Origin of the sequence: Anabaena sp. AL93 (assembly GCF_001672085.1) — a bacterium.
Taxonomy (GTDB): Bacteria; Cyanobacteriota; Cyanobacteriia; order Cyanobacteriales; family Nostocaceae; genus Dolichospermum; species Dolichospermum heterosporum.
This window is the reverse complement of the sequence record NZ_LJOU01000042.1, coordinates 31,222-46,732: the sequence shown is the minus strand read 5'-3', so window position 1 is coordinate 46,732 and position 15,511 is coordinate 31,222. Positions and strand designations below refer to the sequence as shown.

Below are 15,511 nucleotides of genomic sequence, written 5' to 3'. Positions count from 1 at the left end.
TCCATATAAGTATCTGTTACCATGTTCTCATTTTTCTGTTGATTTAAAACGTTTTTTTAGTTTTTTATAGTCATTGAGGATAAAGCTTTCAATGATTCTGGACTAGGTTTTCCATTACAATCACCTCAGAATCAAAATTTCGTACTTAGTCGTTTTATTGACTATATATCTGCTTTAATAGTAATTATTCCTATTTAGCCTCAATAAATTTTAATCACCCCTCACAGGTATTAGTTCTTATGTACTAAATATATCGGTTTTCTTGGGGTGTGACACTTGGGGGTGCGGAATGTGGGATAGATGACTTATACAGTAAAGAATCTAGACCATCAAATAACTGCGTACTCAGGTTATTTGATAACAACTATCTGGCTAAAACTGGTGTTGTTGGTCTTGGGAATACTTCTCCTCAAAATACTTGGAGAAACAACTTCCGCCTTCAGAAAGGAATAGTTTGTTATGCCTCTTCAAAAGATTTAGCTGACCATGATTTTTTGAATCAAAATCGTTTGAATTGCCGATATCTTCAACCTGTACAACAAGGTAGCTTAAAAAATGCCACTTGTATATTATGTCAAAGTGAGGCTAAATACCGAGGCGAAGAACAACCAAAATGGCTTCGCGCCGAAACAACTGTGCGGGGAGAAAGCTATTCTCTTGTAGATATGGCAAACATACAAAATTTTCTACCACATATAGCCCCAAATGGGCAACGTATACCTATATTACCTTTGATAGTTGCCTTGTATCACGACCCATTACCTGGTATTTATGTTAGTCGCAAGGAAGTTGATATTAATGATTTTGCAAGTGACTATGGCTTCTCTCAAGAAGAATTAATCGCATACTTTGAGGATAAGAAACAGAATCAGTATAATCTACAACTATTGAAAAATTTTCCGTCAGTAGATTACACCCCTATTTCACAAAGCTTATTAAAGGCAGTTGTTTCAGTTCCAGCAATTTCAAAACTTTCATCTGATAGACAGATTAAAGAGATTCCAAATCCAATACTTTCAGAAGTAGAAATACCTGAACCAGGATCAAATAGTGGTTGGGGCGCTCAACAATATGTAATGGAGGTTTTACGAAATAATGATTGGATTGTATACGATGTATCTCAGCAAAGATGTGGATATGACCTTTTGGCTGAAAAGGGTAACAAACGAAAATATATTGAAGTTAAAAGTTCATTAGGTTCTTGTTCTCCAACTTTAACTGAAAGAGAGTGGCAAAAAGCAAAAGAATATGGTTCAGATTACTGGTTGGCTATCATTGAGAACTTTAGAGTGGAGTCACAAAACCCGATATACTGGATTCATAACCCTACTGAAAACTGTAACGCCAGAGAAATAACCGTCATACAATACTCCATTAATCGTAGTTCGTGGTTAGTAGCAGTTAATGATGATTTAGACATTGAAAAATTATGACAATTAGTAACCCATTTATCAAAAATCATGTATCCCCCTTGACACTAGGGACAAAATAGGGTAAATAAAAGAATAAATCCTAACAAAAACCCCATTTATCTAAAATTTCCCAGGGCAAAAATAGGGCATAAAAAAAATCAAAATTCCCAACCAATTGCATTTACAAAAACCCCAGACAAAATAGCTTAATCTTCACGGATAGGCATAGCAAAACCACCACATACAACGTCACCTAGTACGTCGTAAGATACGAAATCTAAATCTGTGTAAGCACCGTTTTCTTCTAGGAAGTTAATAGCGGTGATAATACCACGACCGGCGCAACCTACACCGGGTTCTGGACCACCGGATTCCACGCATTTAACGTCGCGGAAACCTTTGAGCATTACTTCATGAAGTTCTAGGTCTTCAACAGATCCTCTTTCAGCAGCCAAGTGAAGAACGGTTGTTTGAGCCTTGGAGTGAAGCATCAAACGAGTAGAGTTATATTAACAATATGGGCAGTATGAGGAATGATGATGAAAGCAGGTTATGTGAGGGTTTCCACCCGTGAACAGGATGAAGGTAATGCTTTGGAACAACAAACAGCACGAGTAGAAAGGGCTGGCGCTATTGTCATCTTCTCAGATGTTGAGTCCGGGCGCAGCGACAAGAGGAAAGAATTTAATAAAATGATTGCTCAGTGCAAACAAGGCAAGATTACCGAAGTCATCTGTACGAGAATTGACAGACTAGGACGCAGTGTGGTGGGGATTCACAAGGCGATCGCTATCTTTGAGGAGTACAAAGTCAAACTCACGGTTTTGGATGCCCCCGTTGACCCATCTTCCCCCTTTGGGTGGTTTTCTGTGAATCAGATGGCTGGATTGGCTGAATTTGAATCTAGGCTACTCGCTAATCGTATCAAAAATGGCATGAACTTTTTTAGAGAGCAGAAAAAGGCTTCTCCCCGGCCACCTTTTGGGTATTGTCGCGTGGATGAAAAGTATGCTCCTGATTTATCTGAGATGAATGGAATTAGTAAATGGGCGATCGCTCACAAGATGATTGAATATTTCCTCGGTGATGGGGCTACATTGAGGAGTACGGGTCAATATTTACTGCAAACTTATCATCTCAAGTGGACTGCTGCCGGACTGCGTTACTGGCTTTTAAACCCTGTACTCAGAGGATGTACCGCCTACAATATCAAGGACAATTTAAATAAACCTGAGAACTGGGATATTCATGAAGATACTCACCAACCTTTGATTACTGAGGATATATTCAAACGCATAGTTAGAAAACTTGACGAAAATAAATCTAAATACAGCTACGGTAGAGAAAAAAAGGAAACAGAGATTTTCCCCCTAGCTGGGCAGATTATTTGTGCTGACTGCGGCTATAAATGTTTTTGTAAGAAACGAAATTCGACATATAGAGTCCGTTGCAAAAAACATGAAAACATGGGAAATGATTTTTGTAGCAACAAAATTAGTACCTATCTACCAGATATTATTTTAACGGTAGATCAAACCTTAGTAGAACGGCATAGGGAAATCAAGGAATATGCAATTACAAATTCAAATGTGGAAACACAGGATAGCCCGGAATTGATTGCTAGACAAGAACAACTAAAATCACTGAGACTTTTACCTAAAAACCCAATAATTCAAGATGCCATTGACCAAACAATTTTAGAGATCAATAAAATCAAACAAAAAGAAACCGTAGTTAATAAAATCAACAGCGAACTATTTGATATTCTTGCGTTTTGTTGTAGCAATATTAATTTTTGGGATGAAACACCCTGGGCGGATAAATCCTTAATATATAAAGAATTAATTGATTACGTAAAAGTTGCCAATGGTGAAATCAAAGAAGTCAAGCTGCGGGTTTAAGCAGCCCTTGAAGTTCTACTTCAAATTCTTCTTCTGATAATAACATTAATCTCTTTCTGGTATAAGGATCTAAATACCGAATCCTATACCATTTCTTAGAGACACGAATCAATACTTGAGTCGCTGTTTCCTGCATATCATAATAGGTGAAGTCTTGTAACTAGTCTAGCTAGTTTTTGATATTTTTGTCTGTTTATGATGAACAAATTTATTATTCAGACACAAAATCAAATATCAAATCAAGTTTTGTGTTTCTCAAGAATCAATATTTTCATATTGTTTTGTATGAATTATTTATCAGTGTTCTCTGATTCTAAACTATTCCTTAACCACCGTTGGCAATGTGTCTACATCTTGAACATTCAGGGGAAATTTTTTAACATAGTTCCCATTACGGTTAGCTTTGTAATCAGCAATCATTTCTAAGGCTTTACTAGCGGACAAGAGTAATTTAATTCCATAGCGATGTCGGAATATCAAATCAATTAATTCATGGCAGTGATTTTTTAGATCTTGTCTGTGCCTCATTAATTCATCTTCATTTACACATTTTTTCATGATTGTCAGTTGTCAGTTGTTAATTGTTAATTGTCCTTTGTTTAAATGCCACTGACAATTAACGTATTTTTCTGGACAAGCCTAGTTTTAATTCTTCGTGTCGGGTTAAAGATTGACAATCAGCACAGGCTACAATTCCTTCAACGCCTTTACCTTTAACTTGAATATGTTCTGGACACCAATCTAAATGTGCAATTACTTGGCATAGTCTTTTGCTTCCTAATTCCCCAAATCCTTTAAACCTTGAATCCTTGTAGTAAACATAAGAACCGATGGGGAATTTGTTGTTTCTTTCAGCAATTACAGCCTCTACATTGATTACTTCGACTACTTCGACTTCGCTACCTCGACTTCGCTCGGCACAAGTCAGTACAAGTTCGCTCAGTACAAGAAATTCTTCTGCTTTTTCTGTCTCAGTATTGGCAACTTCTCCTGATCGTTGCAACTCTTGTAATTGTGATGGTACAGATTCACCCATCACAGTAGCTTCAACCTCAATTACAGCAGTAGTTTTAGGCATTTCTATAACTACCTGTGTGATGGGTTGTGATGGGTCAAAAGCCAAATTTCCTTGTAAGGCTGTACCAGTATTCATACTTAGAGTATTTTTGATGTTCTCATTCTCGATTGAATAATTGTCAATTTTGCCATCACACCCATCACAGGCTTGTTCTATAAGAGTTTCAACCATCACATCACCCATCATCAACCCATCACACGACCGATCACATTTTTCTGATTCAGTATTAAAATTGCTATTATTTGGTTCTAATTCAGACAACTTTGTGATTAATGTAGAAATGTCATCATCGCTACCTGTTCTTATTTTGATGCCTTCAAAATAAGACCCTTTTCTATCTGTTCCTTTGGAAATTGGCAACTTTAACTGTGCCTGTAACAAATCAAGTAACAAACTGGTGAAACGTTTCTGAGATAACGGATTTGTGCCTGTGTTTTGCGCGTATTGACAATAGTTAGGATAAAGCCAAGTATTAGCGTTGCGATATGCAGTCCAGGATTCAGATTGACCTATATCACCTGTTGTAAATCTGATTTGTTGGGCAATACCTACATAATTTCTATATCCAGTTTCTTGTACAAGTTCTTCATCTGCCCAAGCTGCTAAAGGATTAGTTTCTGTTAGCATGGTTGCTTTTTGCTGACAGAGTAATTGGGAAGCTTCACAGTGATTTTTCAGAAGTTCCTTAGCACGAACTTCACCCATACTCAAAACCCAGTTAAGAAGCCCTGGGATATATCCGGCAAACTCCCCAAACATTTCGCCGTTAGTCCGAAAATCTAGTAGAATCTGCTGGTCTTTACGCTCAACCTGTTGATCAAACCGGACACCAATTCGACGACGTTCTGTACCAGATGTATAATCTGATGATGCGATAGCGAAGCGCTGCTGCAAGCAGATCGCCTCATTACCAGCAATAATTATCATCCCAGGATATATAAAACCTGATGTAGATTGTTTACCCTTGACTTCGTAGGGAATTAAATCAGAACCAGTCATGGCTTTAAGTATTGAAACCTCACCTGCAAATCTTTCTGAGTCTGTGATCACACATAGGCGTTTACCTTTGAGTGAAGCAGATTCAAAGTTAGATTTTTCTAGTTTTTGCAGTTTTGTAGAGTGGGTGTTTCTAAGTCCTACAAGTGCTTGTGCTAATCGGGTATAAGTCCCCTTACCAGTCCCACCCTTGCCGATGATTTCTAAATATTGTTGCCACTCTGATTTACCACTGGCGACAGCATAAAGATAAGCCCGTAAAACATCTATAGTTCCCTGGTCTTGAACTTGAGAATTAAACCATGCTTCGATAGGTGGACAAGTTGCGATAGCGAAGCGCTCCGTAGGAATCGCAGAATATTGATAAGGTAAACACCAAGTCAGTCTATGGGCGGGACAGTGGGGGGTAAGTTCAAGAGTTGTAGAGATTAAACCAGCCACACCCGCCTTTTTGAGAGAAATCAACCCACTTTCTAAATCAACATCGGACCAGGCTGAACCCATCCAAGTAACGGTGCAAATACCAAGAAAACGGGCTGCTTCCACAGACTTTTCGCCCTCAACACCCAACACCCATTGATCAACTGCGGATTGTTCAGCTTCATGGATTCTGTAAATTGGCCATGGTTTTTCACCTTTGGAATTGATGTTCTTACTGTCTGCGTTGATATGCCAAGGCTTCGTCGTTTTATGGGTGCGTTCTCCGGCTTCGTTATAAAAGTCAGTTCTTAATACCCACTGCTCACAACTGTAGTGATAGATAATTTCTGTGTTAAGTCCCTTTTGAATTATTGGTACAACATCTACATCTTCTGAAAGTGTGGACAGAACTATTTCACCTGCTGGCAAAAGTACAGGCTTGTACAGTTTGAGCGGTGCAGGTAAAACTCTTAGGTTTATCCGTCTGCCCAAACCCCTATAATGACTTCCAGCTTTTTCAAAGGCTTCTGATCCGGGTGCGTTGCCTTGGAGCAACGGAGCTATCGCTTCTCTAATCTGTTCTGATGTACATCCAATATTGGAATAACAAGCGTAACGTCCGGCAGTTTTGCCAGATGTTGTGATCTCAAAATTGTTACCACCACAAATTGGACAAATAGCCCTAATAGCAGTTCGAGTCTGTCTGACTATTTGCAATTTATTTAGGTGGTCGAATATTGAAAATGTTGGGAGTTCTCTAGCAAACATTGTTACTTCTTGAAATTATTTAAGGGTGGACAATAAGAAGTTCTGTCTACGGAGTAATTTCTTTTGATTCTATTTTTGATAAGTTGTTAAGTCCTGCTGGATTTGGGAATTTTCTGCGATCGCCCATATTCTTAATGTGCTTACTTTTTTCCATGGGCGGTGGTGGCGGTTCAATCCCCAAATATGTACAAATAGCCATTTCCGCCAAATCGGACTCCCAGAGATTCCTGTCATGGGCAATTCTTGCCAGTGCATGATGTGTTTCTTGCCTAATAGAAAGCGTTTTTTGAACCTTCCCGTCACCACGATTTTGCACTTTTAACTGTTTAGGCTGAAATTCTTTGTTTTTGCGAGTACGATTTCTTCTTTTTACGTTCTCAGTTTTCATGATAAACACCATCCTGGTTTCTATCTTTTGTATATTCATTATCATCCAAGTTGGTTTCTATGACAACCACAAAAGTATCTAATTTTCTGATACATCCAATAGATATCAAGGGTGTAATCAAGTGGATTTAGAGGCTAAAAAAAGATTTGCTGAAATAATTGTAAATCTAAGGGCTGGCAGGGATCTCAGGAGTTTTGCCAGAGAACTCGGTGTACAGCACAGTACAATTATTGACTGGGAATCGTGTAACACGATCCCAAAACGTCCTAATTTAGAAAAAATCGCTAGATTAAGGGGTGAAACAGTAAATGAACTTATGGATTATCTGGAGGGAAGACAAGCCTTATCTCATTATGAACGTTTATCAGCAATGATTTCAGGGGCTTCTAAAGAACAACTAGTATCTCTTTTGAGGCAAATTGCAACTCGGTTAGAAAATATTTAGTTTCACTTTTTGAAACTTATGGCGTAGAATCTGCGTCAAATACGTTATTTTTCTATGCCTGGTGCTTAACAAAATTTAATAATTAGCGTATACACCAAGATGGTAGCTGTGGTAGCATGGTTTTTACAAGCACCATATTGGTTTCTGCTATGACCAAGCTACCAACAACATTTACAGCCTTGGATTTATCTGGTTTTGAGTTCGATAAAACTATCAGGTACAACAGCGTCAATCGGGAGATGGTTGATCAAGCTTGTGCCGTGCTGCAAAAAAATCGTATTCGGATTGTTGTCCGTTCTGTACAAGCGGCTCTCAAGGAAATTTACGGGATTGGTGGAAGTTCTGAGAATATTTGTAGATTCTTGGAAGAATGGCGGAAAGATAATACTCAGGCACTTAAAGCCAGCAAAGGTGAGAAAAATTTAGTTGCAGAAATTTTAAATGATGACCAAACTTTAGATGAAACGGAAATTCCTGAAGAGGTTCACCAATTATCAAAGCAACTTGGAATTATTCTTTATACATTTGGGCATCAAAAGGCTGATACGACCATTAGTGGCGATAGCGAAGCGCTGCTGCAAGCAGTTCGCATTAAAACTTTAGCAGAAGAGGACGAGAGAGATTTGTTGAAGTTGCGCGTTGAAGAATTAGAGTCTCAGTTGCATAAAAGGTCTAAAAAACCAGTTGCAGCATAGATTTTATTACATTTTAAACTCTCTCATTTTTGGGAGAGAATAGCCTTTTTTAGATGAACCATATAGTAGGGTTTTTGGAGTGCGAGAATTATGTTTCTTCCAAAAGTGGATGCTCCCACCAATTATTCCCCAGAATTAGAACTGGAACTGATTTTATCTGCTAGGTTTCCTTTAATTTATGTAGTAACTCCAGAGGAAGAAATAGCAGAACAAGAATTAATTGTGTTATGCCAATCACGAAAATCACAAATATATTTCTGGGATTACGTGCGTGGCTGGAGTGAAGATGGGCAGGGTAAAGGGAATCCTATGGATGCTTTGGGAAGGGTAGCAAAATCATCTGCTAATCAATCAACGATATTTGTTCTCAAAGATGTGGCCAGTTTGATAGCCCCCACAGGTAACGGTCAAATTACCCCTGCACAGTTACCTTTAATTCGAGAAATCAAAAATTTGGCCAGGGATATTTCACGGGACAAGCGTACACTCGTACTACTAACTCATGAATTGAGATTGCCTGTAGAATTACGGGAAGAAAGCACCGTTATTGATTTTGCACTTCCAGATACCGATGAAATTTATGATTTAATTTCTAAGTTGGTTGGTAGCAAGATTAAATTAGACGACCCTGGTTATGAGCAGTTAGTGAAAGCTTGCCAGGGGTTGAGTCGTTGTCGGATTAGTCGGGTTTTGGCGAAATGTTTAGCCAAATCAGGCAAAATTAATGAGAGTGCGATCGCTGCTGTCATCGAGGAAAAGCGGCAAACTATCAGAGAGACTGGGATTCTAGAGTTTATCCCTGTACAAGCTGGTTTAGAGTCGGTTGGGGGGCTGGAAAATCTCAAACAATGGGTGAGAATCAGAGCAAATAGTTTCAGCAATGCGGCGCGTGAGTATGGTTTACCCAGTCCCAAGGGGGTTTTACTTGCGGGGATTCAAGGGACTGGGAAAAGTTTGTCAGCTAAAACCATTGCTGCTGAGTGGAAATTACCGTTACTCAGATTGGATGTAGGAAGGCTATTTGGTGGCATTGTTGGAGAAAGTGAAAACCGGGTAAGACAGGTAATTAGACTAGCTGAGGCTATATCTCCTTGTTGTCTAATGCTGGATGAAATTGATAAGGCATTTGGCAATATTAATACTGGGAGTGACGGTGATTCTGGTACATCTAGGCGTGTGTTCGGCACATTGCTTACTTGGATGCAGGAAAAAACCAGCCCAGTATTTATTATTGCCACTGCTAATAATGTTGAATTGCTTCCTGCTGAATTAATTCGTAAAGGTAGACTTGATGAAATATTTTTTGTACATCTGCCTAGCAAAACAGAGCGATCGCAAATCTTCCGAGTCCATCTAAACCGTCTGCGTCCTAATCGCATTGATTTTGATTTTGAACTATTAGCCAGTCGAGCAAAAGATTTTTCTGGGGCTGAAATTGAACAAGTGATTTATGAAGGGATGCAAAATGCTTTCAGTCGCAATGAAGAATTTACTCAAGGTGATTTGTTGGATTCTATTGCTAGTTGTATACCATTAGCTCAAATCTCCCAAACTCAAATTCAATCCTTAACTAAATGGGCAGAATATAGCGGTGCTAAAAGTGCCAGTTTAAAAGTGAGTGAAATTAATTTTGTGCTACCGCCTTTAGAGGTTGATAATTATTTGGAATAATCCATGATTTCAGCCACAAAATTGATTCAGGATTTAGCTAATTTTACTGGAAGTGAACAGTATTATTTACATTGGAGCAAAGTGTTGAAATACACTACAGGAGTAAAATATTTAGCAGAAAAAGCCCAAGCATATTGGTTAATAGATGCGATCGCTTCCCATCAAACCAAGAGATTACTGTCTAATGAAAACTTGAGATATTTTCAGCTATGGTTACTAACTGTCACTAATACCGAAAATCAATTACCTCAAAAATACGGTTTTATAAATCCCAACCCTAATCATAAAGCAGTATTAACTTGCTGGGAAGATACGCCAGTTGAGAGAGTAAAACCAGTAATTAGACAAGATATTGAATTTACTGATTTTCCTTTAACAGAAATGAAGCTATACGTTGAGAATAGCATTCTTTTACTACCATCTGAACATTAAAAAAATTAGGGGTAGTTTTGCTAAACTGCCCCGTCTTACTGCTTTTAAAGCAATACTAAAATGCACGAAATTAGAATTTTAAGGCAACCGACTAATTGCTGAAATTAGCTTTATTCAATGGCTACCACTTATAGAGGTTGATGATTGAGGTATTTGATATGGCATCAGACAGAGATTTTTCAAGTTGGCAATATAAACCTACGATATCAGAAATTGGTGAATTAATTCAAGGTGCAACTTTAACTAAGAATACAGAAATTAATGAAGAGGTAATTAATGAAATAAAGAGGAAATTATCAATAGCCATCAATAATATGTTAGCGGCAAAATTTCAAATTGAAAATCTGGATAATTCCAATATATCTTATGAAGTAAGGATTGAGTTAATTAATAGGTTTCTTGACAGTACCCTGGAAATTATTCAGAATTTTCCAAGGATTATATGACATCAAATAACCCCACAATTTCCCAGTTGAATCTCAGAAATTATTGACTCATTAAATCAGTAAAGAAAGTAGCGTAATTGGTGGTTAGCTACCACCTTTTAATAAACCAAAGGATAGGATTTTCAGATGCAATACAAACAAATTGAAATTACCATCGGTAAAGACGGAATTATCACAGAGCGAATAATTAATGGTGATGGTGAAAATTGCATTAATTTAACCGCAGGTTTAGAAAAATCTCTAGGCAATATTGAATCTCAGGAATTATTACCTGATAGCTTGCGTGGTGAAGCCATATATCAAAACCCAGAAATTTATGTTAAACAAGACGATAATTTATGGCTAAACCAGTAGAACAGAAATTAATTTCTCAGTGCCATTACTGCCATCTTCCAAACTGTTGTATGAAAGTGAAACCCCAATACCTGATGTGTAGTAATCATTGGAAATTAGTACCAACATATTTACAGGCTTTGGTTTACAAAAACTACCGACCAGGACAAGAAATAGATAAAAAACCCAGTCAAGAATACTTGAGGGTTTCACAGCTTGCAATCCAGCACGTTATTGACACAAACTACGCCAAACGATGCCAAAAACAGAAGGTAGAGAAAGCTTACACAATTGGGTAATAGGAAAAGCTGGTATTTTCAGAACCATTCAAAATAGGGAATTAACAATGTCACATTTAACCCACATCAGAACTACAATCAAAAACGCTGAAGTTTTAGAATCTGTGCTTAGAAAAATGATTGAGAATGGACTCGAAAATATTCTTGTTGGCGCAACCCTAGAGAAAAACGTTACTACTCACTGTTTCGAGAATTACAAAACAATTGATTTTGTTATTCATAGACCACAAGCTAAGTCTCACTGGAATGATTCTAGTGATTTCGGATTTGTGAAATTAGAAGATGAATTCAAGTTTCTCAATTACGCTGGAGCTAATCATCATGCTGAAAAATTTATGAGAACTTTAACCTTTAACTATGCCCGTGAAAATGCCTTAAATTCTCTAGCTGCTAATGGCTTTAATATTGAATCTATCTCTGAAGAAAATGGAGAGATTAAGATAATTGCTGGGAAATGGAGCTAATAAAACTGGTTTAACAAAATCAATTTGATTAATCATTAATTATAAAATAAACCAGTTTAGTATGAGATAAGAACCATTTATAGCAATACTTTAGCTGATTTTTAGGGTTGACTATTTTCGGCTTTCTGATGTTAGAATAATCTAAGAATTTTAGATTTTAGGTAAAAATAAATGGCTACTACATTAACCAAGAAAGACGCTTCTACTTTGCTTCGCACCAAGATTATTCGTGATGATGCCAGCGACTTTGAAAAAACCGAATCTAGCAATGGCGCACCTCTTTCGGTCAAAACATCAACAAATTTAATCTTGGATGAAAAACGCTATCTGTCTTTAGATGCTTCACTTCGCAAGTCTGAAACGAGAACTGATGCACTTGATGAAACTGGGTTAATTCCTCCCGGTTATGTAGTTCCTCAAACTCGCACAATCCGATATGAAACCTTAGAACAAGCATTTGCTAATCGCAATAAAATGGCTGTTCAAGAATTGTTAGAAAAAGCTTACTCTTTATATCCAGACTTAGTACCAACTGGTGCAACTATCACACCTTTAACCCCTGCTGCAACTCTGGCAGATTTAGCAACGCCTGTTAAATCTTTGGATTTTTCCATTGACATTAAAAATATCTTTTCTCAATTAGATAATATTAATGTTGTCTATGTTGATGCAGACAATGATCCTTATGTATCTGTTCATATTATTGGCAAGGCAACAGATGGTTTGGTAATTGCTTGCGGTTTATTAGTCCAAACTTAATTTTTAACTATTTTAAGGTGGGTAATACCCACCTTATTAATACAAACTATTGATTTTTTGGAATTAAACTCATGCCAACCACATCAACTCTATCAACGGGAATTCTTCAATTTACCAAACCTACCTATAAAATCACTGAATCTGGTACTTGGGTAGGTGACAGAATAGCAGTTAGCCGTACTGGTGGTACATCTGGAATTGCAAGTGTCAAAGTAACTGCTAAAACCGAAAGTGCAACTGTAGGCAAAGATATTGAAAAAGTCAGCGTTACTCTAACCTGGGCAGATGGTGAAAGTGACAATAAATACGTTCCTGTGAGCGTGGTACAAGATGCTTACGAGGAAGGGGAAGAAACAGTTCAACTTATACTCGGTTCTATCAAAGGAGCTAAGTATGCTCCAGTGAAAACAGCCCAATTAATTATTGTGGATAGAGCGAGTGAAGCGATACCTTCGGTCAGCGTAGCTATCGCACCTAACCTTATTAAGGATGACACTCTGATTGCTCTTGTTCCCACTCTGGGCGGTCCAAAAGGAGTGAAGTTTGGTGATATTAAATCGCTCATTTTACAGTCAATTCCAAAACCCACACCAACACCAACGCCTCCGTCAGGTTCGTGGGTACAAGTGGCCGGAGAAGGGGGTGCTTTTACTGTCGGCGAGTCGCAGCGCGTTCGTTATGGACGCAACAACACCTGGATTGAAAAAACAGTGAGTGGGTCTGGGACTTGTGATGTCGCCTTCTTTGGTTCAGATCCCTTGTATGGTGTTGTCAAGGTCTGTGAGGTGTTTATTCCATCTACACCTGCACCAACGCCTACACCTACACCTACGCTTTTTGATAAATCCTACCAATTAAATATGGCTACTATGTTAGCCAATGGTTTGAGCATTTTGGCTAATAATATAACTGCTGGAATAGATTCATTAGGTGAGCATCTGTCCTTTGTCAAAAGATCATCTTCTTTAACCATTAAGGGTATAGAGGAAAACTTTAATGCAGATTTCGCCATAGAAATTAAATTAGCAATTGATCCCCAATATTCTAATATCATGGGAGTTGAGCCAGATGGATTATTAAATCTGCGCCCAGATGGCTCAAATTGGTGCTTTGATGTTGGTGTTGGGCAGAATAATGTCATCACAATCCCCAATTCTGTATCTGGTATTAATTCCCCAGACACTATCAAAATAATTAGATCCAATAATGTAGTAACACTGGATGTAAATGGAGTTTCAGCATCAAAACCAGTTACACAAACATACAACACTACAAACGGACTGGTTATAGGAAATTTCAATGGTTTTGACGGTAAATTATACGGATTAAAAATATTAACTCCGTAACGTTGAAATTGATTAATTAATCCTCTCAAAAAAATACCTCTATCCTTTTTGGACAGGGGTATTTTTGTACTATATAGGACTCCTATTTGATTTTTGATAGCTTGCGTGGCGTTAGCCATACAAGACTCAGTAGGTATCAATTCTGCTACTTTGCCTTTATTTTCTTGTCTGGCCTCTGCCTTGGCTGCTTTAGATTCATCCTTACCAAATATTGTTTCTTTAATTTGCTGAAGTATATTATTCAATTCTTCTTTGAGTTTGTTAAATAATCCTAGAAATATATTTACTAAATTGTCATTATCTTGTGGAAAGTCAGTTATGGCTTCAGAAAAGTTCTGTTCAGTTTTTTCTCTAACTGCAATAAAATGATTCCTGACTTCTTGGGGTACAGGATCTTCTTGTTCATCAAATCGGGACATTAAATCATCATAAGCAGCTAATACTTGTGCCTTCAAATCATCAACTTTATCTTGAAACCAATTTTTATTAGTCTCTTCAATGCTTTTGATTCTTAGAAAAATATCATCACTGTTATTTGTATAATTACTTTTGACAATATTTCCCCAATTCATAAATAAATTATTTACTTCTACTGCTGCTGTGTAATCGTCCGGTTTAGTAGCTTGACCAGCAAGTAAATCTAATTTATTCTCTCCTGATGCTTGGGGATTATCGTGAATTTTTGAATTAACTACTTTATTCACACCGTAGCAAGATTGCAAAATCTCAGTTGCAGCGAAACCAACCTCTTTATCTAATTCCTGTTCGGAGAAAAAATTTAAAATTCCTTTTATATCAGGAAGATTGTCTTTTGAATAAACAACAGGGTTTAATCCATCAAACCAGTCCTCTTTTCGTTGCAAAGCCTGAACAACATCATCGGGAACTTTCAAGCCACCTTTGTTAATCCAGATGCCGTCTGATATTTGATTTAATAATTCTTCTGGTGTCATAGTTTTACAGAATAACTATTTATGTATTTTAACATAATTCTGAAGATTATTAACACTATAAAAGTGGATTTTACCGATAATTAAATGATGTTAGTTAACAATACCTTATACCTTCACCAAAGTCCTGAAACCCTATTGATATCGTCACGATTTTATTGGCTTTCAGTTAGATCATTATTAAGATTATTTCCTAATAAGCAGAAGTATTATCAACAGAGTGAGAGAGCTATGCGTCTTATTCTATGGGTATCTTAACTATTTTTTTCATCCTGTCAGGTATTGTTACATAAGACTATAATATGCGATTGGCATAGCTTTTATCTCTTTCACTACTTTCGGATCACTACCTAAATTTGCATAACGGACGATAAACCTGCTGATAGAACTCTAGGAATCACTCAGAGCAATAGCAATAACGCCAATATGCTTTTCTGATTCAATAATGTAATTATACCAGGTGTCATTGTGAACAAAAAGTTATTACAATTTATTCATCAAAGTCCTAGTCAGCCGGAATTTAGTTCTGTAAAATATCGGCTCATGAAGCCTGAGTCTAGGTGCGGTTTGACTGATAAACAAGCTGATTGGGCGATCGCACAATATATATGTTTTTTGATGTTGTTTTGGCTCTATCCTAATACCAATTATTTCGTTCCTAGTCAACTTATAGATCAAGTCTGGCATTGTCACCTGCTAGACACTCAA

Annotated in this window: 16 protein-coding genes and 2 pseudogenes; 12 read left to right on the top strand and 6 right to left on the bottom strand. The window is 37.4% G+C overall.

Annotated features, from left to right (window positions below):
- Positions 1 to 269 precede the first annotated feature (269 nt).
- On the top strand, positions 270 to 1,433 hold the full coding sequence (locus AN486_RS12880; protein ID WP_290600940.1) for a DUF3883 domain-containing protein: 1,164 nt from the start codon (positions 270 to 272) through the stop codon (positions 1,431 to 1,433).
- A 191-nt stretch (positions 1,434 to 1,624) separates the two neighbouring features.
- On the opposite strand, the pseudogene nifH reads toward AN486_RS12880, so the two are convergent.
- Positions 1,625 to 1,918 (bottom strand): annotated as a pseudogene (gene nifH, locus AN486_RS12875) (nitrogenase reductase); the annotation flags it as partial.
- Between the two features lie 27 nt (positions 1,919 to 1,945).
- On the opposite strand from nifH, the gene xisF reads away from it, so the two are divergent.
- Positions 1,946 to 3,313: a fdxN element excision recombinase XisF gene (xisF, locus tag AN486_RS12870; RefSeq protein ID WP_053540139.1), complete on the top strand. Its 1,368-nt coding sequence runs from the start codon at positions 1,946 to 1,948 to the stop codon at positions 3,311 to 3,313.
- Here the strand turns inward: xisF and AN486_RS12865 are convergent.
- From AN486_RS12865 to AN486_RS12850, 4 genes are all read right to left on the bottom strand, one after another.
- A complete protein-coding gene (locus AN486_RS12865; protein ID WP_160170653.1) occupies positions 3,297 to 3,449 on the bottom strand; it encodes a hypothetical protein in 153 nt (50 codons plus the stop codon). The two genes, xisF and AN486_RS12865, sit on opposite strands and share 17 nt — an antisense overlap.
- Before the next feature lie 182 nt (positions 3,450 to 3,631).
- On the bottom strand, positions 3,632 to 3,871 hold the full coding sequence (locus AN486_RS12860) for a hypothetical protein (protein WP_053540140.1): 240 nt from the start codon (positions 3,869 to 3,871) through the stop codon (positions 3,632 to 3,634).
- Positions 3,872 to 3,929: 58 nt separating this feature from the next.
- Positions 3,930 to 6,575 carry a DUF5906 domain-containing protein gene (locus tag AN486_RS12855; RefSeq protein WP_290600936.1) on the bottom strand — a complete coding sequence of 882 codons (2,646 nt, stop codon included), beginning with the start codon at positions 6,573 to 6,575 and terminating at the stop codon, positions 3,930 to 3,932.
- 46 nt (positions 6,576 to 6,621) lie between these two features.
- Positions 6,622 to 6,963 carry a hypothetical protein gene (locus AN486_RS12850; protein WP_148279076.1) on the bottom strand — a complete coding sequence of 114 codons (342 nt, stop codon included), beginning with the start codon at positions 6,961 to 6,963 and terminating at the stop codon, positions 6,622 to 6,624.
- 121 nt (positions 6,964 to 7,084) lie between these two features.
- On the opposite strand from AN486_RS12850, the gene AN486_RS12845 reads away from it, so the two are divergent.
- The 10 genes and pseudogenes from AN486_RS12845 to AN486_RS26675 all read left to right on the top strand — a co-directional run.
- Positions 7,085 to 7,408, top strand: coding sequence for a transcriptional regulator (locus tag AN486_RS12845; protein WP_053540144.1), 324 nt, complete (start codon positions 7,085 to 7,087; stop codon positions 7,406 to 7,408).
- Positions 7,409 to 7,557: 149 nt separating this feature from the next.
- On the top strand, positions 7,558 to 8,103 hold the full coding sequence (locus tag AN486_RS12840) for a hypothetical protein (protein ID WP_290600932.1): 546 nt from the start codon (positions 7,558 to 7,560) through the stop codon (positions 8,101 to 8,103).
- Between the two features lie 90 nt (positions 8,104 to 8,193).
- The gene (locus tag AN486_RS12835; RefSeq protein ID WP_053540145.1) at positions 8,194 to 9,774 is read left to right on the top strand and encodes an AAA family ATPase; all 1,581 of its coding nucleotides are present in this window, start codon (positions 8,194 to 8,196) and stop codon (positions 9,772 to 9,774) included.
- A gap of 3 nt (positions 9,775 to 9,777) precedes the next feature.
- The gene (locus AN486_RS12830) at positions 9,778 to 10,206 is read left to right on the top strand and encodes a DUF6876 family protein (protein ID WP_053540146.1); all 429 of its coding nucleotides are present in this window, start codon (positions 9,778 to 9,780) and stop codon (positions 10,204 to 10,206) included.
- Positions 10,207 to 10,364: 158 nt separating this feature from the next.
- A complete protein-coding gene (locus AN486_RS12825) occupies positions 10,365 to 10,652 on the top strand; it encodes a hypothetical protein (RefSeq protein ID WP_168636856.1) in 288 nt (95 codons plus the stop codon).
- Positions 10,653 to 10,778: 126 nt separating this feature from the next.
- Positions 10,779 to 11,006, top strand: coding sequence for a DUF2997 domain-containing protein (locus AN486_RS12820; protein ID WP_053540148.1), 228 nt, complete (start codon positions 10,779 to 10,781; stop codon positions 11,004 to 11,006).
- On the top strand, positions 10,991 to 11,284 hold the full coding sequence (locus AN486_RS12815; RefSeq protein WP_199924295.1) for a hypothetical protein: 294 nt from the start codon (positions 10,991 to 10,993) through the stop codon (positions 11,282 to 11,284). Before AN486_RS12820 ends, AN486_RS12815 begins: the two co-directional genes overlap by 16 nt.
- A complete protein-coding gene (locus AN486_RS12810; protein ID WP_053540149.1) occupies positions 11,242 to 11,748 on the top strand; it encodes a DUF1257 domain-containing protein in 507 nt (168 codons plus the stop codon). The genes AN486_RS12815 and AN486_RS12810 overlap by 43 nt, the downstream gene beginning before the upstream one ends.
- 171 nt (positions 11,749 to 11,919) lie before the next feature.
- Positions 11,920 to 12,507 carry a hypothetical protein gene (locus AN486_RS12805; protein ID WP_053540150.1) on the top strand — a complete coding sequence of 196 codons (588 nt, stop codon included), beginning with the start codon at positions 11,920 to 11,922 and terminating at the stop codon, positions 12,505 to 12,507.
- 71 nt (positions 12,508 to 12,578) lie between these two features.
- Positions 12,579 to 12,818: pseudogene (locus AN486_RS26675) on the top strand (hypothetical protein); the annotation flags it as partial.
- A gap of 536 nt (positions 12,819 to 13,354) precedes the next feature.
- Here the strand turns inward: AN486_RS26675 and AN486_RS12795 are convergent.
- Positions 13,355 to 14,806: a hypothetical protein gene (locus tag AN486_RS12795; protein WP_053540151.1), complete on the bottom strand. Its 1,452-nt coding sequence runs from the start codon at positions 14,804 to 14,806 to the stop codon at positions 13,355 to 13,357.
- Positions 14,807 to 15,511: the final 705 nt, after the last annotated feature.

Excerpts from the sequence above, each read along its gene's own strand:
- xisF (WP_053540139.1), top strand. The coding sequence starts at position 1,946 with ATGATGATGAAAGCAGGTTATGTGAGGGTTTCCACCCGTGAACAGGAT.
- AN486_RS12865 (WP_160170653.1), bottom strand. The coding sequence starts at position 3,449 with ATGCAGGAAACAGCGACTCAAGTATTGATTCGTGTCTCTAAGAAATGG.
- AN486_RS12860 (WP_053540140.1), bottom strand. The coding sequence starts at position 3,871 with ATGAAAAAATGTGTAAATGAAGATGAATTAATGAGGCACAGACAAGAT.
- AN486_RS12855 (WP_290600936.1), bottom strand. The coding sequence starts at position 6,575 with ATGTTTGCTAGAGAACTCCCAACATTTTCAATATTCGACCACCTAAAT.
- AN486_RS12850 (WP_148279076.1), bottom strand. The coding sequence starts at position 6,963 with ATGAAAACTGAGAACGTAAAAAGAAGAAATCGTACTCGCAAAAACAAA.
- AN486_RS12840 (WP_290600932.1), top strand. The coding sequence starts at position 7,558 with ATGACCAAGCTACCAACAACATTTACAGCCTTGGATTTATCTGGTTTT.
- AN486_RS12835 (WP_053540145.1), top strand. The coding sequence starts at position 8,194 with ATGTTTCTTCCAAAAGTGGATGCTCCCACCAATTATTCCCCAGAATTA.
- AN486_RS12830 (WP_053540146.1), top strand. The coding sequence starts at position 9,778 with ATGATTTCAGCCACAAAATTGATTCAGGATTTAGCTAATTTTACTGGA.
- AN486_RS12825 (WP_168636856.1), top strand. The coding sequence starts at position 10,365 with ATGGCATCAGACAGAGATTTTTCAAGTTGGCAATATAAACCTACGATA.
- AN486_RS12820 (WP_053540148.1), top strand. The coding sequence starts at position 10,779 with ATGCAATACAAACAAATTGAAATTACCATCGGTAAAGACGGAATTATC.
- AN486_RS12815 (WP_199924295.1), top strand. The coding sequence starts at position 10,991 with ATGGCTAAACCAGTAGAACAGAAATTAATTTCTCAGTGCCATTACTGC.
- AN486_RS12810 (WP_053540149.1), top strand. The coding sequence starts at position 11,242 with ATGCCAAAAACAGAAGGTAGAGAAAGCTTACACAATTGGGTAATAGGA.
- AN486_RS12805 (WP_053540150.1), top strand. The coding sequence starts at position 11,920 with ATGGCTACTACATTAACCAAGAAAGACGCTTCTACTTTGCTTCGCACC.
- AN486_RS12795 (WP_053540151.1), bottom strand. The coding sequence starts at position 14,806 with ATGACACCAGAAGAATTATTAAATCAAATATCAGACGGCATCTGGATT.